This is a genomic window from Enterobacter sp. MEB024 (assembly GCF_030209635.1).
In the GTDB taxonomy this organism is placed as follows: domain Bacteria; phylum Pseudomonadota; class Gammaproteobacteria; order Enterobacterales; family Enterobacteriaceae; genus Enterobacter; species Enterobacter ludwigii.
Genome location: NZ_JARVRQ010000011.1, coordinates 18998 through 44500, shown reverse-complemented (window position 1 = coordinate 44500; position 25503 = coordinate 18998). Strand labels below are relative to the sequence as shown.

At 55.7% G+C, this 25503-nt stretch carries 23 protein-coding genes; 6 read left to right on the top strand and 17 right to left on the bottom strand.

Translation table 11 applies throughout. The features are described 5' to 3' along the window. The first annotated feature begins 88 nt into the window (after positions 1-88). Positions 89-1366 carry a stationary phase inducible protein CsiE gene (gene csiE / locus QRN24_RS17150; protein ID WP_277491887.1) on the top strand — a complete coding sequence of 426 codons (1278 nt, stop codon included), beginning with the start codon at positions 89-91 and terminating at the stop codon, positions 1364-1366. Here csiE and QRN24_RS17145 read toward each other — a convergent pair whose 3' ends face one another. Next, the gene (locus QRN24_RS17145; protein ID WP_183516104.1) at positions 1367-2506 is read right to left on the bottom strand and encodes a 3-phenylpropionate MFS transporter; all 1140 of its coding nucleotides are present in this window, start codon (positions 2504-2506) and stop codon (positions 1367-1369) included. A 173-nt stretch (positions 2507-2679) separates the two neighbouring features. Here QRN24_RS17145 and QRN24_RS17140 point away from each other — a divergent pair, with 173 nt between their 5' ends. Next, positions 2680-3102: a DoxX family protein gene (locus QRN24_RS17140; RefSeq protein WP_014171191.1), complete on the top strand. Its 423-nt coding sequence runs from the start codon at positions 2680-2682 to the stop codon at positions 3100-3102. A 52-nt stretch (positions 3103-3154) separates the two neighbouring features. On the opposite strand, the gene glyA is transcribed toward QRN24_RS17140, so the two are convergent. Continuing rightward, a complete protein-coding gene (glyA, locus tag QRN24_RS17135) occupies positions 3155-4408 on the bottom strand; it encodes a serine hydroxymethyltransferase (protein WP_020883014.1) in 1254 nt (417 codons plus the stop codon). A 304-nt stretch (positions 4409-4712) separates the two neighbouring features. Here glyA and hmpA point away from each other — a divergent pair, with 304 nt between their 5' ends. Further along, positions 4713-5903, top strand: coding sequence for an NO-inducible flavohemoprotein (gene hmpA / locus QRN24_RS17130; RefSeq protein ID WP_025203455.1), 1191 nt, complete (start codon positions 4713-4715; stop codon positions 5901-5903). A gap of 95 nt (positions 5904-5998) precedes the next feature. Here the strand turns inward: hmpA and glnB are convergent, their stop codons facing one another. The 5 genes from glnB to purL all read right to left on the bottom strand — a co-directional run bounded on the left by glnB (position 5999) and on the right by purL (position 14352). Then, positions 5999-6337 carry a nitrogen regulatory protein P-II gene (glnB, locus tag QRN24_RS17125; protein WP_003860685.1) on the bottom strand — a complete coding sequence of 113 codons (339 nt, stop codon included), beginning with the start codon at positions 6335-6337 and terminating at the stop codon, positions 5999-6001. Between the two features lie 80 nt (positions 6338-6417). Further along, on the bottom strand, positions 6418-7755 hold the full coding sequence (gene glrR / locus QRN24_RS17120) for a two-component system response regulator GlrR (protein ID WP_014171196.1): 1338 nt from the start codon (positions 7753-7755) through the stop codon (positions 6418-6420). Continuing rightward, positions 7752-8501, bottom strand: a complete 750-nt coding sequence (qseG, locus tag QRN24_RS17115) for a two-component system QseEF-associated lipoprotein QseG (protein ID WP_277491886.1) — start codon at positions 8499-8501, stop codon at positions 7752-7754. Before qseG ends, glrR begins: the two co-directional genes overlap by 4 nt. A gap of 1 nt (position 8502) precedes the next feature. Then, complete coding sequence (qseE, locus tag QRN24_RS17110) at positions 8503-9930, bottom strand: two component system sensor histidine kinase QseE/GlrK (protein ID WP_025203453.1); 1428 nt, start codon at positions 9928-9930, stop codon at positions 8503-8505. Positions 9931-10464: 534 nt separating this feature from the next. Further along, entirely contained in the window at positions 10465-14352 is a 3888-nt protein-coding gene (purL, locus tag QRN24_RS17105; RefSeq protein ID WP_153853128.1) for a phosphoribosylformylglycinamidine synthase, read from the bottom strand. Positions 14353-14619: 267 nt separating this feature from the next. Here purL and mltF point away from each other — a divergent pair, with 267 nt between their 5' ends. Next, positions 14620-16170, top strand: coding sequence for a membrane-bound lytic murein transglycosylase MltF (gene mltF / locus QRN24_RS17100; RefSeq protein ID WP_014171200.1), 1551 nt, complete (start codon positions 14620-14622; stop codon positions 16168-16170). On the opposite strand, the gene tadA is transcribed toward mltF, so the two are convergent. From tadA to murQ, 4 genes are read right to left on the bottom strand one after another with little or no spacing between them, the layout of a single operon-like run. Next, the gene (gene tadA, locus QRN24_RS17095; RefSeq protein ID WP_020883010.1) at positions 16058-16597 is read right to left on the bottom strand and encodes a tRNA adenosine(34) deaminase TadA; all 540 of its coding nucleotides are present in this window, start codon (positions 16595-16597) and stop codon (positions 16058-16060) included. The genes mltF and tadA overlap by 113 nt on opposite strands. Positions 16598-16621: 24 nt before the next feature. Next, positions 16622-17257, bottom strand: a complete 636-nt coding sequence (gene yfhb, locus QRN24_RS17090; RefSeq protein ID WP_020883009.1) for a phosphatidylglycerophosphatase C — start codon at positions 17255-17257, stop codon at positions 16622-16624. Between the two features lie 3 nt (positions 17258-17260). Next, entirely contained in the window at positions 17261-18622 is a 1362-nt protein-coding gene (locus tag QRN24_RS17085; protein ID WP_284942899.1) for a PTS transporter subunit EIIC, read from the bottom strand. Between the two features lie 11 nt (positions 18623-18633). Then, positions 18634-19527 (bottom strand): N-acetylmuramic acid 6-phosphate etherase, encoded by an 894-nt coding sequence (gene murQ / locus QRN24_RS17080; protein WP_284942898.1) that lies wholly within the window; start codon positions 19525-19527, stop codon positions 18634-18636. Between the two features lie 118 nt (positions 19528-19645). Here murQ and QRN24_RS17075 point away from each other — a divergent pair, with 118 nt between their 5' ends. Both QRN24_RS17075 and QRN24_RS17070 read left to right on the top strand, forming a co-directional pair. Beyond that, positions 19646-20494, top strand: coding sequence for a MurR/RpiR family transcriptional regulator (locus QRN24_RS17075; protein ID WP_014171207.1), 849 nt, complete (start codon positions 19646-19648; stop codon positions 20492-20494). 56 nt (positions 20495-20550) lie between these two features. Continuing rightward, positions 20551-20811, top strand: a complete 261-nt coding sequence (locus tag QRN24_RS17070; protein ID WP_020883006.1) for a YfhL family 4Fe-4S dicluster ferredoxin — start codon at positions 20551-20553, stop codon at positions 20809-20811. On the opposite strand, the gene acpS is transcribed toward QRN24_RS17070, so the two are convergent. The 6 genes from acpS to lepB form a co-directional block, all read right to left on the bottom strand. Then, positions 20808-21188 carry a holo-ACP synthase gene (gene acpS / locus QRN24_RS17065; protein WP_014171209.1) on the bottom strand — a complete coding sequence of 127 codons (381 nt, stop codon included), beginning with the start codon at positions 21186-21188 and terminating at the stop codon, positions 20808-20810. The genes QRN24_RS17070 and acpS overlap by 4 nt on opposite strands. Then, a complete protein-coding gene (pdxJ, locus tag QRN24_RS17060) occupies positions 21188-21919 on the bottom strand; it encodes a pyridoxine 5'-phosphate synthase (protein ID WP_014171210.1) in 732 nt (243 codons plus the stop codon). The genes acpS and pdxJ overlap by 1 nt, the downstream gene beginning before the upstream one ends. Before the next feature lie 77 nt (positions 21920-21996). Then, complete coding sequence (gene recO, locus QRN24_RS17055; protein WP_014171211.1) at positions 21997-22704, bottom strand: DNA repair protein RecO; 708 nt, start codon at positions 22702-22704, stop codon at positions 21997-21999. An 11-nt stretch (positions 22705-22715) separates the two neighbouring features. Then, positions 22716-23621, bottom strand: a complete 906-nt coding sequence (gene era, locus QRN24_RS17050; protein WP_014171212.1) for a GTPase Era — start codon at positions 23619-23621, stop codon at positions 22716-22718. Beyond that, complete coding sequence (rnc, locus tag QRN24_RS17045; protein ID WP_003860711.1) at positions 23618-24298, bottom strand: ribonuclease III; 681 nt, start codon at positions 24296-24298, stop codon at positions 23618-23620. Before rnc ends, era begins: the two co-directional genes overlap by 4 nt. 222 nt (positions 24299-24520) lie before the next feature. Further along, entirely contained in the window at positions 24521-25495 is a 975-nt protein-coding gene (gene lepB / locus QRN24_RS17040; protein ID WP_014171215.1) for a signal peptidase I, read from the bottom strand. Between the last annotated feature and the right edge of the window lie 8 nt (positions 25496-25503).

The following is a 25503-nucleotide window of genomic DNA, read 5'->3' as shown; positions in this document are numbered from 1 at the left end:
CAATCCTGAGTGAAAGGCCTGCCGGCGCGCTTTTCAGCGCCCATCCTTTAGCTATTCTTATCAAACATTCCCACTGGATACCCGACAGATGATGACGACGCTTGAAATTCCATCTGTGCTTTCCAGTTCGCAGCGCCGCTGCCAGGTGCTTTTAATGCTTTACCTGCCCGATGCTGCCGTTACCGCACAGAGCATTATCGCTGCCAATGGCGTGGACGACGCTATGGCACGGCAAGATATAGCCGAGACGCGCGATGAAATCCAGCGCTATCACCGGCTCGACATCGTCACGTACCATGACGGCAGCTACCGGATTGAAGGCTCAGCCCTGAATCAACGTTTATGCCTGTTGCACTGGCTGCGCAGGGCTATGCGGCTGTGTCCGCAATTCGTTTCGCATCAGTTTACCCCCGCGCTGAAAACCGCGCTTAAACAGCAGGGCATTGCCCGGCCTCTCTATGACGATACCAACCTGCGGGCGTTGATCAGCTTCTGCTCGCGCAAGCTTCAGCGCCCGTTTGATTGCCGGGACGTACAGTTTTTGCAGCTCTATCTGCAGTATTGCCTGATGCAGCATCATCTGGGGAATACCCCGCAGTTTTCATCGGTGCAGCGTAACTGGACGCAATCAAGAGGGGAATATTTCACCGCTCAGGAGATTGTTCGTCACTGGAAACGCCGCGTGCCACAAGGGACCCACAGCGATGAACAACTGTTTCTTGCACTGCTTTTTATGATGCTGCGCATCCCTGACCCTGTGCTTGATAAGCATCAGCAGGATCAGCGCCTGCGTCGGGCAATTGTGCGCATGGTCGCCCGTTTTCGGGCGCAAACCGGGATGAACTTCAGCGATGAACAGGGGCTGACCGATCAGCTTTATATTCATCTGGCCCAGGCGCTGGACCGTTCGCTGTTTGAGATAGGCATCGACAATAGCCTGCCGGAAGAGATCCATCGTCTCTACCCCCGCCTGTTACGCACCACCAAAGAGGCGTTGTTTGAGCTGGAAGCGGAATTCGGGCTGCGTTTTTCTGATGAAGAGATGAGCCTGGTGGCGGTCATTTTCGGCGCCTGGCTGATGCAGGAGACCGATCTGCATGAGAAGCAGGTGGTGTTATTGACGGGAGAGGATAAATCCTGTGAGGACGTGATAGAGCAGCAACTGCGCGAATTGACGTTGCTGCCGCTCAACATTCGATATCAGACGCTGCAGGCTTATCAGAAAGAGGGGGCACCGCGCGAAGCGGCGCTGGTCATCACCCCTTATCCGACCGCCCTGCCCCTGTTCTCACCACCGCTGATCCACGCCGTTGAGACGCTGAACACGCAGCAGCAAGAACATATTCGCGCCATGCTGGAATCGTAGCTACGCGCGCGCGGCGACTTTAGGGCGAACGAACATCGCCGGTAGGGCGACAAGCGCCATGACCCAGAAGACCCCGTGTCCCAGATGCTGGTAAAGGAAGCCCGCAAAGACCGTCATCACCGCAATGCTGCCGCCCATCGCCACCGCCGAATAAACCGACTGCAACCGAATGACATCCCCGCCTTCACGCGCGGCGATATAGCGCATGGCCGCCAGATGACATACCGTGAAGGTACCGCAGTGCAGAATTTGCGCCACGATCAGCCACGGCAGCTCCGTCGTCCAGCCCATAATGCCCCACCGTACGACACCACAGACAGCAGAAAGCAGGAGCAGATCGCGCGCGCCGAAGCGCCGGAACAGCTTTTTGCTCAGCGCGAAGATAATCACCTCAGCGACCACACCGAGCGACCACAGGTAACCCACTGCAGATGCGGAGTACCCTGCCCCCTGCCAGTAGATGGCGCTGAAACCATAGTACGCCGCGTGCGCGCCCTGCAGCAGACAGACGCAGGCCAGGAAACGCCAGCTTTGTGCCACCAGGCTTCGCCAGGCCGGCCAGCCGGCGCTTTCATGATGACGGCCCTCACCTTGCGGCATTACCGATGGACGCAACAGCATCCCCAGCAGCATGGAGGCAATGCCGATACTCAGCAGCGCAAGGATCGCACGGTAATCGTAAAGGCTAACCAGTTTACCCACCACTGCAGAGCCGATGACAAAGGCAATTGAGCCCCACAGCCGCACGCGGCCATAATCCATCGTTATCTGTTTTTGCCAGGTGTTTGCCAGGGCATCCGTCAGCGGAACCAGCGGCGAGAAAAAGAGGTTAAAACCGACCATCACCACCATCAGCCATGCAAACTGGTGGCTCACCCAGAAACAGGCGACAAAGACCAGCGTCAACAGCGCCAGAATGCGTACCGCCTTAATCAGCAAGGAGGGATCGCTGACGCGCGGTGCGATCAGCAGGCTTCCCAGGAAACGTGCCACCAGACCAGCGCCAAGCAGGATACCTATGGTCTCGGGCGTCAGGCCGATCCCCTTGAGCCAGACGCTCCAGAAAGGCAGAAAAATACCGTAGCTAAAGAAATAGGTGAAATAACTGAGCGCCAGCCAGCGCGTGGAATGCAAGACCATGAATCCCTCCCGAAATGGAGGCCATAGTCTGGCGAGAATACAAAAATTAAGCAAGTAGATAGCCTGCTATAAATTAACGAAAATTTAACATATTGTGCAGTCATCTGACTTATGGCAGGGAATGAAAATGTGTATTACGTTTAAATTACTCCACTTGCAGAGGTATTTCTGCCATGAACTCACTTCGCTATTTAGATTTCGGCCAGGCACGTCACCTGTTGCTGTTAATAGGTCGTATCGCGCTTGTCGTACTGTTTATTATCTTCGGCTATCCAAAACTGACGGGGTTTAGCGGGACCGTACAATATATGACGTCGCTGGGTACACCCATGCCCATGCTGGCGGCCATTATTGCGGTGGTAATGGAGGTGCCTGCCGCCATCCTGATCGTGCTGGGCTTTTTCACCCGCCCTGTTGCCGTACTCTTTGTATTTTACACGCTGGGTACCGCGATAATCGGCCACCACTACTGGGATATGACCGGTGATGCCGTCATGCCGAATATGATTAACTTCTACAAGAATATCAGTATTGCCGGAGCGTTTATTTTACTGGCGATAGTGGGACCGGGAGCCCTCTCCCTTGACCGGCGTTAACCCATAAAAAAGGCCGCAATCGCGGCCTTTTTTATTTCTGCAAACAGAAAGATTAAGCGTATACCGGGAAGCGTGCGCAGATTTCCAGAACTTTACCTTTAACGCGCTCGATAACCGCTTCGTCATTGATATTGTCCAGAACGTCACACATCCAGCCTGCCAGCTCTTTCACTTCCGCTTCTTTAAAGCCGCGGCGAGTAACAGCCGGAGAACCGATACGGATACCGGAGGTCACGAACGGGCTCTTCGGATCGTTTGGCACGCTGTTTTTGTTCACGGTGATGTTGGCACGGCCAAGGGCAGCGTCAGCTTCTTTACCGGTCAGGTTTTTATCAACCAGGTCCAGCAGGAACAGGTGGTTCTCAGTACCACCGGAAACCACTTTGTAACCGCGGTTCAGGAAGACTTCCACCATCGCTTTGGCGTTTTTAGCAACCTGCTGCTGGTAAACTTTAAACTCTGGCTCCATCGCTTCTTTCAGCGCCACCGCTTTCGCCGCGATAACGTGCATCAGTGGGCCGCCCTGCGCGCTTGGGAATACGGCAGAGTTCAGCTTTTTGTACAGCTCTTCGTCGCCACCTTTTGCCAGGATCAAGCCACCGCGTGGGCCCGCCAGGGTTTTGTGCGTGGTGGTGGTTACAACGTGAGCATGCGGAACCGGGTTCGGATAAACGCCTGCAGCAATCAGGCCGGCAACGTGCGCCATGTCAACGAACAGGTAAGCACCGATGCTGTCTGCGATTTCACGCATTTTTGCCCAGTCAACGATACCGGAGTAAGCAGAGAAACCGCCGATAATCATCTTCGGTTTGTGGGTCTGCGCCTGCTTCGCCATGTCTTCGTAGTCAATTTTACCGGACTCATCAATGCCGTAAGGAATGATGTTGTACAGTTTGCCAGAGAAGTTAACCGGAGAGCCGTGAGTCAGGTGGCCGCCTTGCGCCAGGTTCATACCCAGAACGGTATCGCCCGGTTGCAGCAGCGCGGTGTAGACCGCGAAGTTAGCCTGAGAGCCAGAGTGCGGCTGTACGTTAGCGTAGTCGGCGCCAAACAGTTCTTTAGCGCGATCGATGGCCAGTTGCTCAACGATGTCAACGTACTCGCAACCGCCGTAGTAGCGTTTGCCCGGGTAACCTTCAGCGTATTTGTTGGTCAGCTGAGAACCCTGCGCCTGCATTACGCGCGGGCTGGTGTAGTTTTCGGAGGCGATCAGTTCGATGTGCTCTTCCTGACGTACTTTTTCCTGCTCCATAGCCTGCCACAGTTCGGCATCATAATCGGCAATGTTCATTTCACGCTTTAACATCCGCATCTCCTGACTCAGCTAACAATAAAATTTTGGCCTGAAAAGGCAGTCCTGTTGGACGACGGGCAACAGTATAACTGATTAGTTCTGTGATAACAGGTCTTGACAAACGATTTTACGCAAACGTTTTCCTACCCGCCACGCAAGGGTTTGAGGAATAAAGCCCTCATCATTTTCAACGGATTTCTTTTCAGGTTTGTGATGCATATTTTTCACGTTGCAAAGAACCATTTACAACGCAGGGGTATTTTTTATAAGATGCATTTAAAATACATCATTAAAAACACCACTGAAGGACGCTGCTATGCTCGACGCTCAAACCATCGCCACAGTTAAAGCCACTATTCCCCTGCTGGTCGAAACCGGCCCGAAACTCACCGCCCATTTCTACGATCGTATGTTTACGCATAACCCGGAGTTGAAAGAGATTTTCAACATGAGCAACCAGCGTAACGGCGATCAGCGCGAAGCCCTGTTCAACGCCATCGCAGCCTACGCCAGTAATATCGAAAATCTGGCGGCGTTGCTGCCTGCCGTGGAAAAAATTGCGCAGAAGCACACCAGCTTCCAGATCAAACCGGAGCAGTACAACATCGTCGGCGGCCATCTGCTGGCCACACTGGATGAGATGTTTAGCCCGGGTCAGGAGGTGCTGGACGCGTGGGGGAAAGCCTACGGCGTGCTGGCAAACGTGTTCATTAACCGTGAAGCACAGATCTACAGCGAAAACGCCAGTAAGGCAGGCGGCTGGGAAGGTACCCGCGCTTTCCGCATCGTCGAGAAAACGCCGCGCAGCCAGCTCATCACCAGTTTTGAGTTCGAGCCGGTGGATGGCAAGCCGGTCGCTGATTATCAGCCGGGGCAGTATCTGGGCGTGTGGCTGAAGCCTGAAGGTTTCCCGCACCAGGAGATTCGCCAGTACTCCCTGACCCGCAAACCAGACGGTAAACGTTATCGCATTGCCGTAAAACGCGAAGATGGCGGCCAGGTATCAAACTGGCTGCATAACGAGGCTAACGTGGGTGATGTGGTTCATCTGGCCGCGCCTGCGGGCGATTTCTTTATGGCGGTTGAGGCGAATACGCCGGTCACCCTGATCTCAGCCGGGGTGGGTCAGACGCCAATGCTGGCGATGCTCGACACCCTCGCTAAATCAAACCACAGCGCGCAGGTAAACTGGTTCCACGCGGCCGAGAACGGTGAAGTGCACGCGTTTGCCGATGAAGTGAATGCGCTGGCTTCCGGTCTGCCACGCTTTACCGCCCATACCTGGTATCGTCTGCCGACGGATGCCGACCGTGCAGCCGCACGCTTTGACAGCGAAGGTCTGATGAATTTGAGTCAGCACGAGGGGGCATTCAGCGCGCCGGAGATGCAGTTTTACGTCTGCGGACCGGTAGCGTTTATGCAGTATGCCGCGAAGCAGCTGGTGGAGTTGGGTGTGAATAAAGACAACATTCATTACGAATGTTTCGGGCCGCATAAAGTACTGTAATCGCCCGATGGCGCTACACTTTCCCGGCCGGTGAGGTTTTGCAGGCCGGGTAAGCATAGCGCCACCCGGCTGAATCAGGAATCAGGTACTGACGATCAAATCGCGGCGTCGTCTTCTTCACCGGTACGGATACGGATCACGCGTGCCACATCAAAGACGAAGATTTTACCGTCGCCAATTTTGCCGGTCTGCGCCGTACGGATAATGGTATCCACACAGGTATCCACGATATCGTCGCTCACCACGATTTCAATTTTCACTTTTGGCAGAAAGTCCACCATGTACTCTGCGCCACGGTAAAGTTCGGTGTGGCCCTTCTGGCGACCAAAACCTTTCACTTCCGTCACTGTCATCCCGGTGATGCCCACTTCCGCCAGCGCTTCACGCACATCATCCAGTTTGAAAGGTTTAATAATCGCATCAATCTTTTTCATGGTGGGTCCTTAAACTCTTGCCTGTAAGCTGCTTCGTAATCGGTTGCTCACAGTATCATACTCATTCAGATTTTGCGGTACTACTCTTTAAAATCGTTTGCTTCCAGCTCATGGCGGGAGAGCAGCTTGTAGAACTCGGTACGGTTGCGCCCGGCCATACGCGCCGCATGGGTTACGTTGCCTTTGGTTATCTGCAGGAGCTTGCGCAGATAGTTCAGTTCGAACTGATTACGCGCTTCTGCAAACGTCGGCAGCGCGGTGTTTTCCCCTTCCAGCGCCTGCTCCACCAGCGCGTCGCTAATGACGGGTGACGAGGTCAGCGCCACGCACTGTTCAATAACGTTCACCAGCTGGCGCACGTTGCCCGGCCAGCTTGCGGCCATCAGCCGTTTCATCGCATCGGTGGAAAACGCCCGGACAAAAGGCTTATGCCGATCGGCCGCCTGGCGCAAAAGATGGTTTGCCAGCAGCGGAATATCTTCCGCCCGCTCGGCCAGTGCCGGAATTTTCAGATTCACCACATTCAGACGGTAGTAGAGATCTTCACGAAACTCGTTGCGCGCCATGACTTTTGGTAAATCGCGGTGCGTGGCCGAAATGATACGCACGTTAATATCGATATCGCGGTTACTGCCGAGGGGGCGCACTTTTCGCTCTTGCAAAACACGCAGCAATTTGACCTGCAGCGGTGCCGGCATATCGCCAATCTCGTCCAGGAAAAGTGTGCCGCCTTCTGCCGCCTGGAAAAGCCCTTCCCGGCTGCTCACCGCCCCGGTGAACGCCCCGCGGGCATGACCAAACAGTTCAGACTCAAGCAGTTGTTCAGGGAGCGCACCACAGTTAATCGCGATAAAGGCGTTTTTGCTGCGCGGGCTGGCGTTATGGATAGCCTGGGCAAGGATCTCTTTCCCGGTACCGCTCTGGCCGTTAATCAGCACGCTAACGTCTGACTGCGCCACCATCCGGGCCTGTTCGAGCAGACGCAGCATAATCGGGCTGCGGGTGACGATAGACTCCCGCCACGCTTCATCATTCGACGGAGCCGCGTGCTCAAGCGCGCTGTCGATAGCCTTATAGAGGGCATCTTTATCTACCGGCTTGGTCAGGAAGCTGAATACCCCCTGCTGCGTCGCGGCAACGGCATCCGGAATCGATCCGTGCGCCGTCAGGATGATCACCGGCATGCCAGGCTGCTGCTTCTGGATCTCCGCGAACAGCTGCAGGCCATCCATTTCATCCATTCGCAGGTCGCTAATCACCAGATCAACCTTCTCGCGGCTCAGGACTTTCAGCCCCTCCTGCCCGCTTTCCGCCGTCACCACGCTGTAGCCTTCACTGACCAGACGCATCCCCAGCAGCTTTAACAGCCCCGGATCGTCATCCACCAGTAAGAGATGGGCAGGTTTTCGGCTTGTCATGGCTTCACATCCTCTTGTTTCTGCGCATCACCGTCTGGCGCCGCGGCTGACCCTTTTGGCGCGTCAGGCAGATAATTTCCGGCCGGTTTACGCGTCGAGAGCTGTCTTTCGATGTCGGTCAGGTTTTCAAGCTTGCGTGTCGTGGTATCCAGTTGAGCACGCAAGTGCTGCTCCTGCTGGCGCAGCGTATCAAGCTCGCTGTCGGTGGATTGCTGTAATTTGCTGTAGCGAAAACGCTCTTCAGACAACTGCAGTTGTAACGCCTGACCATCACGCCAGAGCTGATACACCGGGCGCACCTGCGCCGGAAGATTTCCGACAAACGTGTCCAGCCGCGTGACGTTGGTGCGACGCTCGACGGGGGTGATTTTCGCATCCGCGAGTAAAATCCCGCGCTTGAACGCGTCCTGCCAGGTATCGTCACTGAGCATCGCCGCTTGCGAGCGCGCCTCAACCGGCGCCAGACGCTGGGCGCAATCTATTCCACGTAGCCAGAACAGCGGATTGCTCTCGACGTCATGCCCCGACAGATTCCAGATGTCGTCACAGCGGGTCGACAGGAAATCTGCCAGCTGATTATCTGGCCATTTATCTTGTTGTTTATCGCTAATCGCACTTTGCGGCACATGGGAAACACAGCCCGCCAGAAATAAACAGGGCAGGCTCAGGCGAAACATATTGCTGAAAAACACCGCGCGCACGGCGCGGGAAAAGACGTGTGACATACTCACCAGGCATAGATTCATTTCATTGATTTTTCCGGCTCAGGGGCAGTTCAATACGGAAGCAAACATCTGACCGTTCGTCCGTGGCAATTTTCAGCTCACCCTGCATGCGTCGTATGCAGTCCCGGGCAATACTCAGGCCCAGCCCACTTCCTTTTACCGCCCCTTTCCGCTGATGACTTCCCTGGAAAAAGGGTTCAAAGATCATGGTTTTTTCGTCATCAGGGATTGGAGTGCCGGTGTTAGCGACGTCAATAAACACCCGTGAACCATTCGTATAACTTCGGATATAAATGTTACCGGATTCAGTACCATAGTGCACCGCATTGGAGTAAAGATTATCCAGAACGCTCATCAACAGCATCGGTTCCGCGAGGCAGGTTGGCTCACTGAGCTCCACCCCGGTATGCATCATTTTAGCTCTTGCTGGCAAGCTATGGGCGGAGATCACCATATCCACCAGCGGCGCAATATCGACGTTTTCCAGTACCACCGCGCCATCCGCCAGCTTGCGGTTGTAGTCCAGCAGTTGCTCAATCAGCTTTTGCAGATTGCGGCTGCTGGCATCCAGGATGTCGACAATCTCTTTCTGTTCGGGCGTAAGCGGCCCCGCCACTTCATCTGCCAGCAGTTCCGTTCCTTCGCGCATGCTGGCAAGCGGCGTTTTAAGCTCATGGGAAATATGGCGCAAGAACTGATGGCGCTGGGATTCCAGCCATGCCAGACGTTCAGAAAGCCAGATAATGCGCTGGCCAACGGAGCGCAACTCGCGCGGGCCTTTAAAGGCGACCGTATCCCCGAGAGACTTCCCCTCGCCCAGGCGGTTAATCATGCGCTGGATACCCTTCACCGGGCCGATGATCATGCGGGTAAAGAGCAGAACAAGACCGAGGCTGACGAGGAACAGCACCAGCGCCTGCCAGCCAAAGAACTGGCCACGTTCCGCAATCTCCTGCTGCAGCTGTTGCCCGCGAGAGAAGATAACCGTGCGGGTAGACTGCACCATCTCGGTATTGGCATTCGCAAAGGCTTCAAGACGGGCAGCCGCTGCGGCATCCGGGCCGCTGTTCTTACACTGCAGTTGCGCCAGATCGTTCAAATCCTGACGTAACGCCTGATAAAGCTTATCGTCCGGCAGCACCCCTGCATGGGCGTCCAGCATTTCACTGTAGCGTTTACGTTGATTCTGATAGACCTTTTCCAGAGTAGGATCGTCAAGCACGCAGTACTGGCGATAGCTGCGTTCCATCTCCAGCGCGGCGTTAGTCATCGCTTCGCTGCGTCGGGCGTCGATCAGCGTCGTGCGGTTAGTCAGTGCCGCCTGCGCACTCAACGCGTTAAGACTCTGCCACGCCTGCCATGCCAGGATCAGCAAAGGCAGCAGGATCAGCAGAAAGGCCATCATGACAAGCTGTCGCAGGGAACGAGGAAAAACGGGCCAGCGTTTCAACGCATTACTCTCTTTATCGGGGTTTAAGGAGAGCGTAACTGAGTCTGCCCTTCAGATACAACAAAGCCGGGTAAAAACCCGGCTTTGTCATGGAATGAGGCGGTGCCTAACTCGACGTTTCGCCCTGGCCTGATAAAGCAACGCTATGATCAGTAGTTGGACGGCAGGCACCTTTTTGTGCGTCATTCGAAGTTTATGTAGCACGTCCCGAAGGGGCTGACATAAGAAGGTGAATGAGCCACTGATTAATATTATGCAACACTCGTGCCATAATGCAAAACAATAAATTATCTTGTTGATATTTATGCATTTTATGCAATTACGCCGTTAATTGCCCGCTTAATGATTTCCAGGCTAAGTGTCGCTAAAAAGCAACACCTTAACGACAACCCACCACACCCTATACAATTCAATGAGTTAAATGTCTCCTTTTGGAGACACTACGAATAGCGGATTGTCGCGGTTTTGCGACAGGCACAAAAAAGCCCGGTGGCGTTTTCGCGCACCGGGCCTGCTGTGGGAGTAGCGGTACGCTTAACCTAGCTGTTTACGCGCATTACGGAAGATACGCATCCACGGGCTGTCCTCGCCCCAGTTTTCCGGGTGCCAGGAGTTGCTCACGGTACGGAACACACGTTCCGGGTGCGGCATCATAATGGTCGCACGACCGCTTTCGCTGGTCACCGCAGTGATACCGTTCACCGAACCGTTCGGGTTAGCCGGGTAGGATTCTGTCACCTTGCCGAAGTTATCGACAAAGCGCAGCGCCACCAGGCCTTTGCTTTCAAGCTGAGCCAGATGAGCTGCATCGCGCACTTCAACCTGGCCTTCGCCATGGGAAACGGCGATGGGCATCTGCGACCCTACCATGCCCTGCAGCAGCAGAGACGGGCTTTGGGTCACTTCCACGAGGCTGAAACGCGCTTCAAAGCGGTCAGACTGGTTACGCACAAAGCGCGGCCAGGCTTCGCTACCGGGGATCAGCTCGCGCAGGTTGGACATCATCTGGCAACCATTACATACGCCCAGCGCCAGCGTTTGCGGACGGTGGAAGAAGGTTTCAAACTCGTCGCGGACACGGCTGTTGAAGAGGATGGACTTCGCCCAACCCTCACCTGCACCCAGCACGTCGCCGTAAGAGAAACCACCGCAGGCGACCAGCGCCTGGAAATCTTCCAGACCGGTACGCCCGGCCAGCAGGTCGCTCATGTGAACGTCGATGGCATCAAAACCCGCACGGTAGAAGGCAGCAGCCATCTCAACGTGGGAGTTGACGCCCTGCTCACGCAGTACGGCCACTTTCGGACGCGCGCCGGTCGCAATGTACGGCGCGGCGATATCTTCGTTGATGTCGAAAGAGAGCTTCACGTTCAGGCCAGGATCGTTGTCGTTAGCCTTCGCGTTGTGTTCCTGATCGGCACACTCCGGGTTGTCACGCAGGCGCTGCATCTGCCAGGTGGTTTCAGCCCACCACATACGCAGGGTAGAACGGCTCTCGCTGAACACCGCGTGGCCATCCGCTTCAATGACAAAGCGGTCGCCCTGCACGGCTTTACCCAGATAATGCACGCAATCTGCCAGGCCGTGTTGAGCCAGTACGCTTTCAACCGCGTCACGATCTGCGGCACGCACCTGAATCACCGCGCCCAGCTCTTCGTTAAACAGCGCCGCCAGACGATCCTCGCCCAGCGTCGCGATGTTCGCTTCAACGCCGCAGTGGCCGGTGAAGGCCATCTCAGCCAGAGTAACCAGCAGGCCACCGTCGGAACGGTCGTGGTAGGCCAGCAGTTTACGCTGTGCCACCAGGGCCTGGATGGCGTCGTAGAAACCTTTTAACTGCGCCACATCACGCACATCTGCCGGCTTATCACCCAGCTGACGATAAACCTGCGCCAGCGCGGTCGCTCCCAGTGCGTTATGGCCTTTACCCAGGTCAATCAGCAGCAGGGCGTTATCTTCAGTCACCAGCTGTGGCGTCACGGTATGGCGCACATCTTCTACGCGGGCAAACGCGGAGATGATCAGCGACAGCGGAGAGGTCATCTCGCGCTGCTCGTTACCGTCCTGCCAGCGGGTCTTCATCGACATGGAGTCTTTACCCACCGGAATGGTCAGGCCAAGTGCCGGGCAGAGCTCTTCACCCACCGCCTTCACGGCTTCATACAGGCCCGCATCTTCGCCCGGGTGGCCCGCTGCGGCCATCCAGTTCGCGGAAAGTTTGATACGTTTAATGTCGCCAATCTGCGTTGCGGCAATGTTGGTCAGTGCTTCACCAACGGCCAGGCGAGCAGACGCGGCGAAGTCCAGCAGAGCGACCGGGGTACGTTCGCCCAGCGCCATCGCTTCACCGTAGTAGCTGTCGAGACTCGCGGTGGTGACGGCACAGTTAGCCACCGGGATCTGCCACGGGCCAACCATCTGATCGCGCGACACCATACCGGTCACGGTACGGTCGCCGATGGTGACCAGGAAGGTTTTCTCCGCCACGGCCGGCAGGTGCAGAACGCGATTGACCGCGTCAGCCACGGTAATGCCCTGACGATCCAGCGCTTTGCCAGCTGCTTTACGGGTCTCAACGTCGCGGGTCATCTTCGGCGTTTTACCGAGCAGCACGTCCAGCGGCAGATCGATCGGCTGGTTGTCGAAATGGGTGTCGCTCAGGGACAGGTGCAGCGCTTCGGTCGCTTCACCGATGACGGCATACGGGGCACGCTCGCGGCGGCACAGCTCGTCAAACAGCGGCAACTGATCGGCAGCGACGGCCAGAACATAACGTTCCTGGGATTCGTTACACCAGATTTCCAGCGGGCTCATGCCTGGCTCATCACTCAGGATGTCGCGCAGGTTGAAACGACCGCCACGACCACCGTCACTGACCAGCTCCGGCATGGCGTTGGACAGACCGCCCGCGCCTACGTCGTGAATAAAGAGGATGGGGTTGGCATCACCCAACTGCCAGCAGCGGTCAATGACCTCCTGGCAACGGCGTTCCATCTCCGGGTTATCACGCTGTACGGATGCAAAATCGAGATCCGCATCAGACTGACCGGAGGTCATAGAGGAGGCAGCCCCGCCGCCCAGGCCGATGTTCATAGCCGGGCCACCCAGGACGATCAGCTTCGCACCGACTACGATCTCGCCTTTTTGCACGTGATCGGCGCGAATGTTACCGATTCCGCCAGCCAGCATGATCGGTTTGTGATAGCCGCGCAGCTCTTCGCCGTTGTGGCTCTCCACTTTCTCTTCGTAGGTACGGAAGTAACCGTTCAGCGCAGGACGTCCAAATTCATTGTTGAACGCCGCCCCGCCCAATGGGCCTTCGGTCATGATATCCAGCGCGGTCACAATACGTTCCGGCTTGCCGAAATCCTCTTCCCACGGCTGCTCAAAGCCCGGGATGCGCAGGTTGGAGACGGAGAAACCGACCAGACCGGCTTTTGGTTTAGCACCCCGTCCGGTTGCGCCTTCGTCGCGGATTTCCCCGCCAGACCCGGTCGCCGCACCCGGCCACGGCGAGATCGCCGTCGGGTGGTTATGCGTTTCGACTTTCATCAGGATATGCGCCGGCTCCTGATGGAAATCATAGCGCCCTGCTTCGCGATCGGCGAAGAAGCGGCCCACGTCAGAACCTTCCATCACCGCGGCGTTGTCTTTGTAGGCAGACAGCACGTGGTCAGGCGTTTTTTCCATGGTGTTTTTGATCATTTTGAACAGCGACTTCGGCTGCTCTTCACCGTCGATAATCCAGTCGGCGTTGAAAATCTTGTGACGGCAGTGCTCAGAGTTTGCCTGAGCGAACATGTAAAGTTCGATGTCGTTCGGGTTGCGGTTCAGCTTAACAAACGCATCCTGCAGGTAGTCAATTTCGTCTTCTGCCAGTGCCAGACCGAGACGCAGGTTGGCGTCAATCAGCGCCTGACGGCCCTGCCCCAGCAAATCGACGCTCTGTACCGGCGCAGGCTGATGGTGGGAGAAGAGTTTCTGCGCATCGTCCAGAGAGGCAAAGACACTCTCCATCATGCGGTCATGCAGCTCAGCGGCAACGGTTTGCCACTGCGCATCGGTCAGGGTAGACGCTTCAACGTAGTACGCCACGCCGCGCTCCAGACGGTTAATCTGGTTCAGACCACAGTTGTGGGCGATGTCGGTGGCTTTGGAAGACCAGGGGGAGATGGTGCCTGGACGAGGCGTCGCAAGGATCAGTTTGCCGGTTGGCGTATGGCTGCTCAGGCTTGGACCATATTTGAGCAGGCGTTCCAGCTGTACTCGCTCCTCTGCATTCAGGGGTGCATTCAGGTCAGCAAAATGGACATACTCAGCGTAAATATTGCTTACCGGAAGGTCGGCTGCCTGAAAACGTGCCAGCAGTTTATTGATACGGAAGGCAGACAGTGCAGGCGAACCACGCAGAATTTCCATCATAAGTCTCTCGTCTTCGAAGCGCCGGGGCGCTTACAGTGTGCGCAAGGGGGGAAAACGGGCGTCATTATAGAGAATCCTGAGCGTCGACGAAACCGTTTGCGTCGAAATAAAATCAACGTTTACGTTTAACAATAGATGTGACCTCTCTCTCTAATTTGTTGCCAAGTGGCGTAACTTTACGCAAAATGCCGCTCATTCAATGGCAAACCTTATTCTTAACATGGCTACAGCATACTGAGGCATCCGGCGTCGCAGAGAATTAACTAATTGAAAAAATTAAAGATTAATTATCTGCTCATCGGCATTGTAACGTTGCTGCTGGCAGTGGCCCTCTGGCCTTCCATCCCCTGGTTCGGTAAAGCCGAAAACCGTATCGCCGCCATACAGGAGCGGGGGGAATTGCGCGTCAGTACCCTCAACTCGCCGCTGATTTACAGCGACATTAACGGCAAAACGATTGGCCTGGATTATGAACTGGCGCAACAGTTTGCCGACTATCTTGGCGTGAAGCTCAAAATTACCGTCCGTCAGAATATCAGCCAGCTGTTTGATGACCTGGATAACAACGACGCCGATATCCTTGCGGCCGGGCTGGTGTACAACAGCGAGCGCAGCAAGAACTATCAGCCAGGCCCAACCTACTACTCCGTTTCTCAACAGCTGGTCTACCGGGTCGGGAGCCTGCGCCCGCGAACGCTGGCGGCGATTAATGCACAACAGTTGACCATCGCCCCGGGTCACGTCGTGATTGACGATCTGCGTGAGCTCAAGGAGAAGAAATTCCCGGACCTGAGCTGGACGGTTGATCCTAAGCTCGGTACGACTGAGCTGCTGGACCAGGTAAAAGATAAAAAACTGCCCTACACCATCGCTGATTCGGTCGCGATCAGCCTTTTCCAGCGCGTGCACCCCGAAATCGCGGTGGCGCTGGACGTGACAGACGAACAGCCGGTGACCTGGTTTAGCCAGCTTGATGACGATCAGACCCTCTCTGCGGCGATGCTCGATTTCTTCAACACCATCAATGAAGACGGTACGCTGGCGCGTCTGGAAGAGAAATACCTCGGCCACGGTGACGATTTTGATTACGTCGACACCCGAAGCTTCTTGCGCGCGGTCGATAGCGTGCTGCCAGACCTGCAGCCGTTATTTGAGAAGTATGCCCAGGAGATCGACTGGCGATTACTGGCAGCGATCTCTTATCAGGAATCCCACTGGGATACTCAGGCCACCTCGCCCACTGGCGTTCGCGGCTTAATGATGCTCACTAAAAATACCGCTCAGAGCCTTGGGCTGACTGACCGCACCGATGCAGAACAGAGCATCAGCGGCGGCGCACGGTATCTGCAGGATATGATGGGCAAAGTCCCGGAGACGGTGCCTGAAGAGGAACGGATCTGGTTTGCGCTGGCAGCCTACAACATGGGTTACGCGCACATGCTTGACGCGCGCGCGCTGACGGCGAAAACGAAAGGTAACCCGGACAGCTGGTCAGACGTAAAACAACGCCTGCCGCTGCTGAGCCAGAAGCCGTGGTACAACAAACTGACCTACGGTTACGCGCGCGGGCATGAAGCCTACGCCTACGTGGAAAATATCCGTAAATATCAGATTAGCCTGGTGGGTTATCTGCTGGAGAAGGAAAAAGAGGCGGCAGAGGCAAATCAGCTGGCCCAGAGTTATCCGGTGGTGGCACCGGATGAACTTACTCGCCCGACAACTTCAATTCTGCCTTTTGTTGCTTTTTCTGCTGACGGCGCATTCGAAAGAAATCACTTAATAGCCCCGCACACTCTGGTGCAAGTACCCCACCGATAGTCTGCACCTGGTGGTTCATCCCCGGGTGTCCCAGTACGTCCATCAGCGAACCGGCCGCTCCGGTTTTTTCATCCCGCGCGCCAAAGACCAGCGTGCCGATACGGCTATGCACCATCGCGCCGGAACACATAACGCATGGCTCAAGCGTGACATACAGTGTGGTATCAAGCAGACGATAGTTTTGCAGCACCATTCCGCCCTGACGAAGGGCCATGATTTCAGCGTGCGCAGTCGGATCGTGACGGCCAATCGGGCGGTTCCACCCTTCCCCTATCACCTGGTTATTGTGGACAAGCACAGCACCCACGGGCACTTCCCCCTCGTCCCAGGCACGCTGGGCAAGCGTAAGCGCATGGCGCATCCAGTATTCATGATCGCGTTCAGGGTTGCACAACGGTTGATACTCCAGTCTAAAAGCGGGCGGCATTATACACACCCGCTATAGATAAGACTATTCGAGTTGCTGAAGTTCGCCTGCGGGCGTGACGCGCCAGCGATGCTGGCAAAAATAGAGCAGCGGGTTGTCCTGCTTGCTGTCGCTGTAGCCGCTGTAAAGACGCAGTGGCGTACCGATTCGCTTCTCCAGTTGCACCACCTTTTCATGCCCCAGGCAGCGCATGGTCAGTACCCATCCACCGTACCCGCGAGTAATTTGCGTGGCGATAAGATTCACCCGCGGCAGCCACGGGGTATCATAATAGACCTGTTCCACCAGCGCTTGCGGGGATCCGGTAATCAACCAGATGTCGGCATCGTTCGCGTCGAGATAGCTGGTGAGCCTTGCCTGAACAACCGGAAACGCGGTCACATGCCCGCGAAACCAGTGCACAAAGTCCTGCTGAAGCTGTTTAAGCCGCGCTTCGCTGCGTCCAAAGGTACAGCCCCAGAGCAACAGGCTCATTGGCCAGCGCGCTGCCCGACCTTTTAGCAGCAACGCAATGCCAATTACGGGTAAGAGAGGTAATACGAGCAGCGCATTCAAAGGCTGACGCCGCAGCAGGTAGCGCATAAACGTACCAAACATATCCTGCTGATGCAGCGTACCGTCCAGGTCGAAAAAAACAACGCGACGCTCGTGATTTGCCAAACCTTACTCCTCTGGATCGTTGAATCCTAACAGCCAGGTAAACAGGAACCCGGCGATCACCGCTACCAGATAGCCTAACAGATAGAGCATAACTTTTCCGGTCACGATGGTGAGCGCCAGCGGCAGCCCGGAGATCCCGAAGGTGATCACCGTTGCCACTTTCCAGTAGCTGATCAGCGCTCCGCCTACCGCCCCTCCCAGGCAAGCACCGAGGAACGGTTTCCCCAGCGGCAGCGTGACGCCGAAAATCAGCGGCTCGCCAATTCCGAGTAATCCGACCGGCATCGCACCTTTGATCACTTTTTTCAGCCGCGCGTTGCGGGTTTTCATCAGTACGGCAATCGCCGCCCCGACCTGCCCCACGCCAGCCATCGACAGGATGGGCAGCAGCGCGTTGTAACCGTGCGCCTGCACCAGCTCGACGTGGATCGGCACCAGCCCCTGATGCAGACCGGTCAGTACCAGCGGCAAGAAGGTGCCTGACAGCACGGCACCCACTAACAGACCGCCGCGATCGATAGCCAGCGATGCGCCATGGGCGATGGCCTCAGAGATCCAGCCACCCAGCGGTTGCAACGCCACAATAGCCACGCTGCCGGTGATCAACGTCGTTAACAGTGGATTGAGGATCAGCTCAATTGATCCAGGCAGGAGGGTGCGCAGTTTCTTCTCGATCCAGCACATCAGGATGACCACCAGCAGCACGGCAATCACCCCGCCGCGGCCAGGCTGGAGCGCCTCACCAAACAGGGTTATCTGCGCCAGTTGTGGGCTGGACAGAATACCTGCCATCACCCCGCCCATGGCCAGCGAGCCGCCAAAGACCTTCGCGGTGTTGACCCCCACCAGAATGTTCATGATGGCAAACACGGCGCTGCCGAAAATACCGAGAATGCCTAATAAATTAGGGTAGTGGGTCGCGAAGTCCCCTACGATATCCGGACGCTTAAGAATATTGATGATCCCGGTGATTAAGCCAGAGGCAATAAACGCCGGGATCAGCGGAATAAAGACGTTGGCCAGTTGTCGCAGCGCATCGCTCATGGGGGCTTTGTATCGGGCCTTTGCCTGCGCCTTCGTACGTTCGACGTCGTCGATCGCCACGCTTTCGCCGCCGACCATCAGCGCACGCATGGCATCCACAACCTGCGCCGCCTTTCCCGGCCCGACAATCAGCTGGTGCTGTTGCCCCTGTTTAACGTAACCACTCACGCCGGAAAGCTGCTTCAGACGCGGCACATCAAGCTGCTCGTCGTTATGCACCTCGACGCGCACGCGCGTCATGCAGTTTTCCAGACGCTGAATATTTTTTTCCCCACCGATCCCCTGCAGGATATCGCTGGCGAGCGCTGCTGTTTTGTCCATACACGCCTCTGTTAGTTTTCTAATGCCGCCCGTAAGAACCCGTTATGGGCATTGAGCCTTGCTCTGGCGGCCGCAGCGTCCAGTCCGCTCAGGATCATCAGAATGGCCGGTTTAACATCGTGATCGGTTTGTTTCAGTACCGCTTCCGCCTCTTCGCGGCTTGCTCCCGTCGCCTCCATGACCATACGGCAGGCTCTGTCCACCAGCTTGACGTTGGTCGCTTGCATATCCACCATCAGGTTCTGATAAACCTTGCCAAACTTCACCATCGCGCCAGTGGAGATCATGTTGAGCACCAGCTTTTGCGCGGTGCCAGATTTCAGACGCGTAGAACCGGTTAACGCTTCCGGGCCGACAACCGGAGAGATAGCGATAGCAGCGACCTGCGCAATCGGCGAGCCAGGATTACAGGAAATCGCCACCGTGGTACAGCCCACCTTGTTGGCATACTCCAGACCGCCGATAACGTACGGCGTACGCCCGGAGGCCGCCAGCCCAACAACCAGATCCTGAGCGGTCAGATTTAGCCCCTTCAGGTCATCCTCGCCGAGCTGTTTGTTGTCTTCCGCTCCTTCCACGGCTTTCAGCAGCGCGCCAGGGCCGCCAGCAATCAACCCGACCACCAGACCGTGCGGCACACCAAACGTTGGCGGGCATTCAGAGGCATCCAGCACACCAAGACGCCCGCTGGTTCCGGCGCCCATGTAGATAATGCGACCACCGGCCTTCAGTGCTTCCGCCGCCGCATCGACGGCTTTCGCCACCTCCGGTAATGTCTCTTTCACTGCCTGCGCGACCAGCGTATCCTGTTGATTAAAACGGTTAACCAGTTCCAGGGTGCTGAGCGCATCCAGCTCCATGGTTTGTGGGTTACGCGTTTCAGAAACAAGTGAGCCAAGATTCATCTTTTGTACCTCAAGAATTTTTAATTCATAATAATCTCACTATAATGGAATATAAAATTCATTCAGGCGAGCAAAATTCGTATTTGCGCAGACAATCACAATTTCGCCAGGAGAACCTATGAACTGTTTAATTCGCATTCGCCAGCGCTATGCAGGCTTTGCTCAAAGCGATAAAAAGTTGGCGGATTTTCTGCTCTCTCAGCCCGACCATGCCCGCCATCTCAGCTCGCAGCAGCTGGCGAGTGAGGCCGGAGTGAGTCAGTCGAGCGTGGTGAAATTTGCCCAGAAGATTGGCTTTAAAGGCTTCCCGGCTCTCAAGCTGGCGATTAGCGAAGCGCTGGTGAGTAACCCCAATCCGCAGTCGATGCCGGTACATAATCAGATTCGTGGCGATGACCCGATGCGTCTGGTGGGAGAGAAGCTCATCAAAGAGAATGTCGCGGCCATGCATGCCACCCTTGATGTGAATACTGAAGAAAAATTACTGGAAAGCGTGGCGATGCTGCGTGCAGCGCGACGTATTATTTTGACCGGGATAGGCGCGTCCGGACTGGTGGCACGTAACTTTGGCTGGAAGCTGACAAAAATAGGTTACAACGCCATTGTCGAGCAGGATATGCACGCCCTGCTGGCAACCGTGCAGGCGATGGATGCTAACGATCTGCTGCTGGCGATCTCCTATTCCGGCGAACGCCGCGAGATCAATATGGCTACCGATGAAGCCTTACGCGTAGGCGGTAAGATTCTGGCCATCACCGGGTTTACTCCCAACGCGCTGCAGCAGCGGGCTACGCGCTGTTTATATACGATCGCGGAAGAGCAGGCTACGCGCAGCGCGGCGATCTCCTCGACAAGTGCGCAAATGATGTTGACCGACCTGCTGTTTATGGCCCTGGTGCAACAGGATCTGGAGCACGCGCCAGAGCGTATCCGGCACAGTGAAGAGCTGGTAAAAAAACTGGTTTGAACAGGTAATGAGCGTATAATGCCCGCCCTGTTTGTGTTGTTTCTGAGAATTTCCTGATGGCGCTGTTAATCACCAAAAAATGCATCAATTGCGATATGTGCGAACCGGAATGCCCGAACCAGGCGATTTCGATGGGCGAGAGCATTTATGAGATTAACAGCGACCGCTGCACCGAATGCATCGGCCACTACGAAACGCCGACCTGTCAGAAAGTGTGCCCAATCCCCAATACCATCCTGAAAGATCCGGCACACGTCGAGAGCGAAGAGCAGCTTTGGGATAAGTTTGTCCTGCTGCATCACGCGGACAAACTTTAACTTTCGATAATCACCGTCGCGCAGGCGTAGTGGCGTTCATCGGCGAGCGTCACGTGCATGTGATTTACGCCGAGTTTCTCTGCCAGCGTTTGCGCCTCACCCCATAAACGCAGGCGTGGTTTACCCAGCTCATCGTTAAACACTTCAAACTGGTTAAACGCCAGACCGTTACGAATACCGGTGCCGAAGGCTTTGGCTGCCGCCTCTTTGACGGCAAAGCGCTTGGCCAGAAAACGTACCGGCTGCTGATGCGTCTCCCAGATGGCCCATTCGTTATCGCTCAGCACGCGTCGTGCCAGGCGATCGCCGCTACGGGCGATCACCGCTTCAATGCGGGCTATTTCAACGATATCGGTGCCTAAGCCCAGAATAGCCATTACTGACGCGCTTCCAGCATCAGGCGTTTCATTTCTGAGACCGCCTCTTTCAGGCCACTCATTACCGCACGGCCAATAATAGCGTGGCCGATATTCAGCTCATGCATTTCTGGCAGGGCTGCAATAGCCTTGACGTTATGGTAGGTCAGGCCATGCCCGGCGTTAACTTTCAGCCCCAGGCTCGCGGCATAGGTGGCCGCATTGGCGATACGCTCCAGCTCTTTGGCCTGCGTAGTTTCGTCTTTCGCATCAGCGTAACAGCCGGTATGAATTTCAATATAGGGCGCGCCCACTTCGGCAGCCGCTTTGATCTGTGCTACATCGGCGTCGATGAACAGAGAGACCAGGATACCCGCCTCAGCCAGACGCTTGCAGGCATCACGCATTTTGTCGCGTTGACCCGCTACGTCCAGGCCCCCTTCGGTGGTCACTTCCTGACGTTTTTCCGGTACCAGGCAGCAGAAATGCGGCTTCGTCTCGCAGGCAATCGTCAGCATCTCTTCCGTGACCGCCATCTCCAGGTTCATGCGGGTGTCCAGCGTCTGACGCAGAATGCGCACATCGCGGTCGGTAATATGACGGCGGTCTTCACGCAGGTGAACGGTAATGCCATCGGCGCCAGCCTGCTCAGCGATGAACGCCGCCTGAACCGGATCGGGATAAGCCGTGCCGCGTGCATTACGCAGCGTGGCGATGTGATCAATGTTGACGCCTAACAGTAATTCAGCCATGACAATCCTCGGTATTTTAGTTCGTGTCCCTGCCTCCCTCTCCCTCAGTGAGAGGGCTGGAGCGAGGGTCTGATACGTTAACGTTTCGGCATAAACTGCCTGAACAATTCGCGGCTCTTTAAGGGCTTGCCGCCAAGATACGGCTTGAGCGCAATCCGGGTAAAGCGTTTTGCTGCGCGAAGGGTATCCTGATCGGGAAACTCACGCGCATACAGCGCTCTAAGCTGTCGCCCGGTAAAGGTGCTGTTATCTATCACGACGCTGGCGATAAAGCCTTTTTCTTCACGGTAGCGATAGGTCATCGCATCTTCTACCTCGTCTCCGCTCCCTGCACAATGCAAAAAATCGACCCCATAGCCCAAGTGTCCAAGCAGCGCCAGCTCAAAACGACGCAGGGCAGGTTCGGGCGTACCGGTAGCGCCGGCCAGCGCCTGGATACAGTGCAGGTAATCAAAGAAAAGTTCAGAGAAGCGAGTCTCATGCTCCAGAACACGTGAGATGAGTTCGTTGACATAGAGACCGCTGTACAGCGTGATACCAGAAAGGGGGAGCGCCAGAGAGACGGCTTCGGCACTGCGCAGGGTTTTGACTTCCCCACGCCCGCCGAAACGTACCAGCAGCGGAGTGAAAGGCTGTAAGGCGCCCTTCAGGCCGGAGCGTTTGGAACGTGCGCCTTTAGCAACAAGGCGCACACGGCCCGACTCTTCCGTGAAAACGTCCAGCATAAGGCTGGTCTCGCTCCACGGACGGCTATGGAGGACAAAGGCACGCTGCCATCCATCCACGATGTTCAGTCTTAGACGTCGTCGCCGTAACCGAGGCTGCGCAATGCACGCTCATCATCGGCCCAGCCTGATTTCACCTTCACCCACAGTTCAAGGTGAACCGGGGCTTCAAACATGTCCTGCATGTCTCTGCGCGCTTCAATGCCGATGGTTTTGATCTTGGCACCTTTGTTGCCGATCACCATCTTCTTCTGCCCTTCACGCTCAACGAGGATCAGGCCGTTGATGTCATAGCCGCCGCGTTCGTTGGTCTGAAAACGTTCAATCTCAACCGTTACGGAGTACGGCAGTTCCGCGCCAAGGAAACGCATCAGTTTTTCACGGATGATCTCAGAGGCCATAAAGCGCTGAGAACGATCGGTGATGTAATCTTCCGGGAAGTGATGAATCGCTTCCGGCAGATGTTTGCGCACGATGCCTGCGATGGTATCGACGTTCAGACCGGTCTCGGCAGACAGCGGGACGATATCAAGGAAGTTCATCTGGCTTCCCAGCCACTGCAGGTGCGGCAGCAGATCGGCTTTTTCCTGCACGTTGTCCACTTTGTTGACCGCAAGGATCACCGGCGTTTTACCGTCGCGCAGTTTGTTGAGCACCATTTCGTCGTCAGGCGTCCAGCGGGTGCCTTCCACCACGAAAATCACCAGCTCTACGTCGCCAATCGAGCTGCTCGCCGCCTTGTTCATCAGGCGGTTGATGGCGCGCTTCTCTTCCATGTGCAGGCCCGGGGTATCAACGTAGATCGCCTGATAGGCGCCTTCCGTGTGGATACCGACGATGCGGTGACGCGTGGTCTGCGCCTTACGGGAAGTAATGGAAATTTTCTGCCCAAGCAGATTATTCAACAGGGTAGATTTACCAACGTTCGGACGTCCGACGATGGCAATAAACCCGCAATACGTTTTTTCTTCGCTCATTCCAGCTCCAGCATTTTTAACGCCTGTTCGGCGGCAGCCTGTTCAGCCTTACGACGGCTAGAACCTGTGCCGACCACCGGTTCACTCAGGCCACTGACCTGGCAATGGATGGTAAATTCCTGATCGTGCGCTTCGCCCCGCACCTGTACCACCAGATAGGATGGCAGCGGGAGGTGGCGACCCTGCAAATATTCCTGCAGACGCGTTTTCGGATCTTTTTGTTTATCGCCCGGACTGATTTCGTCCAGACGGGTTTGATACCAGTTAAGGATCAGCTTTTCTACGGTCTGAATATCGCTGTCCAGGAACACACCACCAATTAATGCTTCGACCGTGTCGGCAAGAATAGATTCACGACGGAAGCCGCCGCTTTTCAGTTCACCCGGCCCAAGTCGCAGACATTCGCCCAGTTCAAATTCACGAGCGATTTCCGCCAGGGTATTACCCCGAACCAGCGTCGCGCGCATGCGGCTCATATCACCTTCGTCCACACGTGGGAAACGATGATAAAGCGCATTCGCGATCACGAAACTTAAAATAGAGTCACCCAGGAACTCGAGGCGCTCATTATGCTTGCTGCTGGCACTGCGGTGGGTTAATGCCTGTTGCAACAACTCCTGATGATGAAAAGTGTAGCCCAGCTTCCGTTGAAGCCGATTAATTACGATGGGGTTCATGCGATACCAGTAAATGAATGCGTCAAAAATGCAGCACACGAAACCGACCTGAGAAGACCAACGCGGTTTCGTGTGCCGTGGCACCCTTGCAGGGCCAACCTTAAACTTCGGGGGAATATTCTATACACAACGACAGGGGATGTCGTTAGTCCAAAGAGATTTATCGCTGAAATAATTCACGTAGCCGCTAATTAACGCGGCTACGCGTTCATTTAATGAGAATTAATGGATCCCGCCGATACGATTCAGGCGAACGCCGGTCGGCCATTCGCCTTCCTGCTTCTCAAAACTCATCCAGATAGCGGTCGCTTTACCTACCAGATTCGCTTCCGGCACAAAGCCCCAGTAACGGCTGTCCGCGGAATTATCGCGGTTATCACCCATCATGAAGTAGTGTCCCGGTGGTACGATCCAGCTGGCCAGCTGTTGGCCAGGCTGCCGGTAGTACATCCCCACTTGATCCTGCGCGATTGGCACGGTGAGGATACGGTGGGTCACATCACCCAGCGTCTCTTTACGTTCTACCAGGCGAATACCGTCCTCTTTGGTCTCTCCTTTGGGCACCTGGAAGAAACCGCTGGTCGCTTCACCGCCGTTACGGCGAGCAAAGGTCTGCACAAAATCACTTGGCTCAACGTTTGAGTAAGTGATTGGCAGCGCGTTTTCACACGCGGTACCGGAGCTGCAGCCAGGCTGAACGGTAACTTCTTTCGCCACCGGATCGTAGGTGACTTTATCACCCGGCAGACCCACTGCACGCTTGATGTAATCCAGACGCGGATCTTCCGGGTATTTAAACACCACGATGTCGCCACGTTTTGGATGACCGGTTTCGATCAGCGTTTTCTGGTAGATCGGATCTTTAATCCCGTAGGCAAACTTCTCAACCAGAATAAAATCGCCAATCAGCAGCGTTGGCATCATTGAACCAGACGGGATCTGGAACGGCTCGTAAATAAACGAGCGGACAACCAGCACAATCGCCAGCACCGGAAATACCGATGCCCCGGTTTCCAGCCAGCCCGGTTTCGGGCCGACTTTCTTCAGGGTTTTCGCGTCCAGCCCATCGCCAGTGGCTGCCTGTGCGGCAGCCTGACGTTCATGGCGTTTTGGGGCGAAAATAAACTTATCCAGACACCACAACAAACCTGTCACCAGGGTAGCAATGACCAGAATCAGGGCAAACATGTTCGCCATGCCAACTC

Bases quoted from the DNA above. Each gene is read 5' to 3' on its own strand.
- csiE (WP_277491887.1), top strand. From the start codon at position 89: ATGATGACGACGCTTGAAATTCCATCTGTGCTTTCCAGTTCGCAGCGC.
- QRN24_RS17145 (WP_183516104.1), bottom strand. From the start codon at position 2,506: ATGGTCTTGCATTCCACGCGCTGGCTGGCGCTCAGTTATTTCACCTAT.
- QRN24_RS17140 (WP_014171191.1), top strand. From the start codon at position 2,680: ATGAACTCACTTCGCTATTTAGATTTCGGCCAGGCACGTCACCTGTTG.
- glyA (WP_020883014.1), bottom strand. From the start codon at position 4,408: ATGTTAAAGCGTGAAATGAACATTGCCGATTATGATGCCGAACTGTGG.
- hmpA (WP_025203455.1), top strand. From the start codon at position 4,713: ATGCTCGACGCTCAAACCATCGCCACAGTTAAAGCCACTATTCCCCTG.
- glnB (WP_003860685.1), bottom strand. From the start codon at position 6,337: ATGAAAAAGATTGATGCGATTATTAAACCTTTCAAACTGGATGATGTG.
- glrR (WP_014171196.1), bottom strand. From the start codon at position 7,755: ATGACAAGCCGAAAACCTGCCCATCTCTTACTGGTGGATGACGATCCG.
- qseG (WP_277491886.1), bottom strand. From the start codon at position 8,501: ATGAATCTATGCCTGGTGAGTATGTCACACGTCTTTTCCCGCGCCGTG.
- purL (WP_153853128.1), bottom strand. From the start codon at position 14,352: ATGATGGAAATTCTGCGTGGTTCGCCTGCACTGTCTGCCTTCCGTATC.
- tadA (WP_020883010.1), bottom strand. From the start codon at position 16,597: ATGCCGCCCGCTTTTAGACTGGAGTATCAACCGTTGTGCAACCCTGAA.
- QRN24_RS17085 (WP_284942899.1), bottom strand. From the start codon at position 18,622: ATGGACAAAACAGCAGCGCTCGCCAGCGATATCCTGCAGGGGATCGGT.
- murQ (WP_284942898.1), bottom strand. From the start codon at position 19,527: ATGAATCTTGGCTCACTTGTTTCTGAAACGCGTAACCCACAAACCATG.
- QRN24_RS17075 (WP_014171207.1), top strand. From the start codon at position 19,646: ATGAACTGTTTAATTCGCATTCGCCAGCGCTATGCAGGCTTTGCTCAA.
- QRN24_RS17070 (WP_020883006.1), top strand. From the start codon at position 20,551: ATGGCGCTGTTAATCACCAAAAAATGCATCAATTGCGATATGTGCGAA.
- acpS (WP_014171209.1), bottom strand. From the start codon at position 21,188: ATGGCTATTCTGGGCTTAGGCACCGATATCGTTGAAATAGCCCGCATT.
- pdxJ (WP_014171210.1), bottom strand. From the start codon at position 21,919: ATGGCTGAATTACTGTTAGGCGTCAACATTGATCACATCGCCACGCTG.
- era (WP_014171212.1), bottom strand. From the start codon at position 23,621: ATGAGCGAAGAAAAAACGTATTGCGGGTTTATTGCCATCGTCGGACGT.
- rnc (WP_003860711.1), bottom strand. From the start codon at position 24,298: ATGAACCCCATCGTAATTAATCGGCTTCAACGGAAGCTGGGCTACACT.
- lepB (WP_014171215.1), bottom strand. From the start codon at position 25,495: ATGGCGAACATGTTTGCCCTGATTCTGGTCATTGCTACCCTGGTGACA.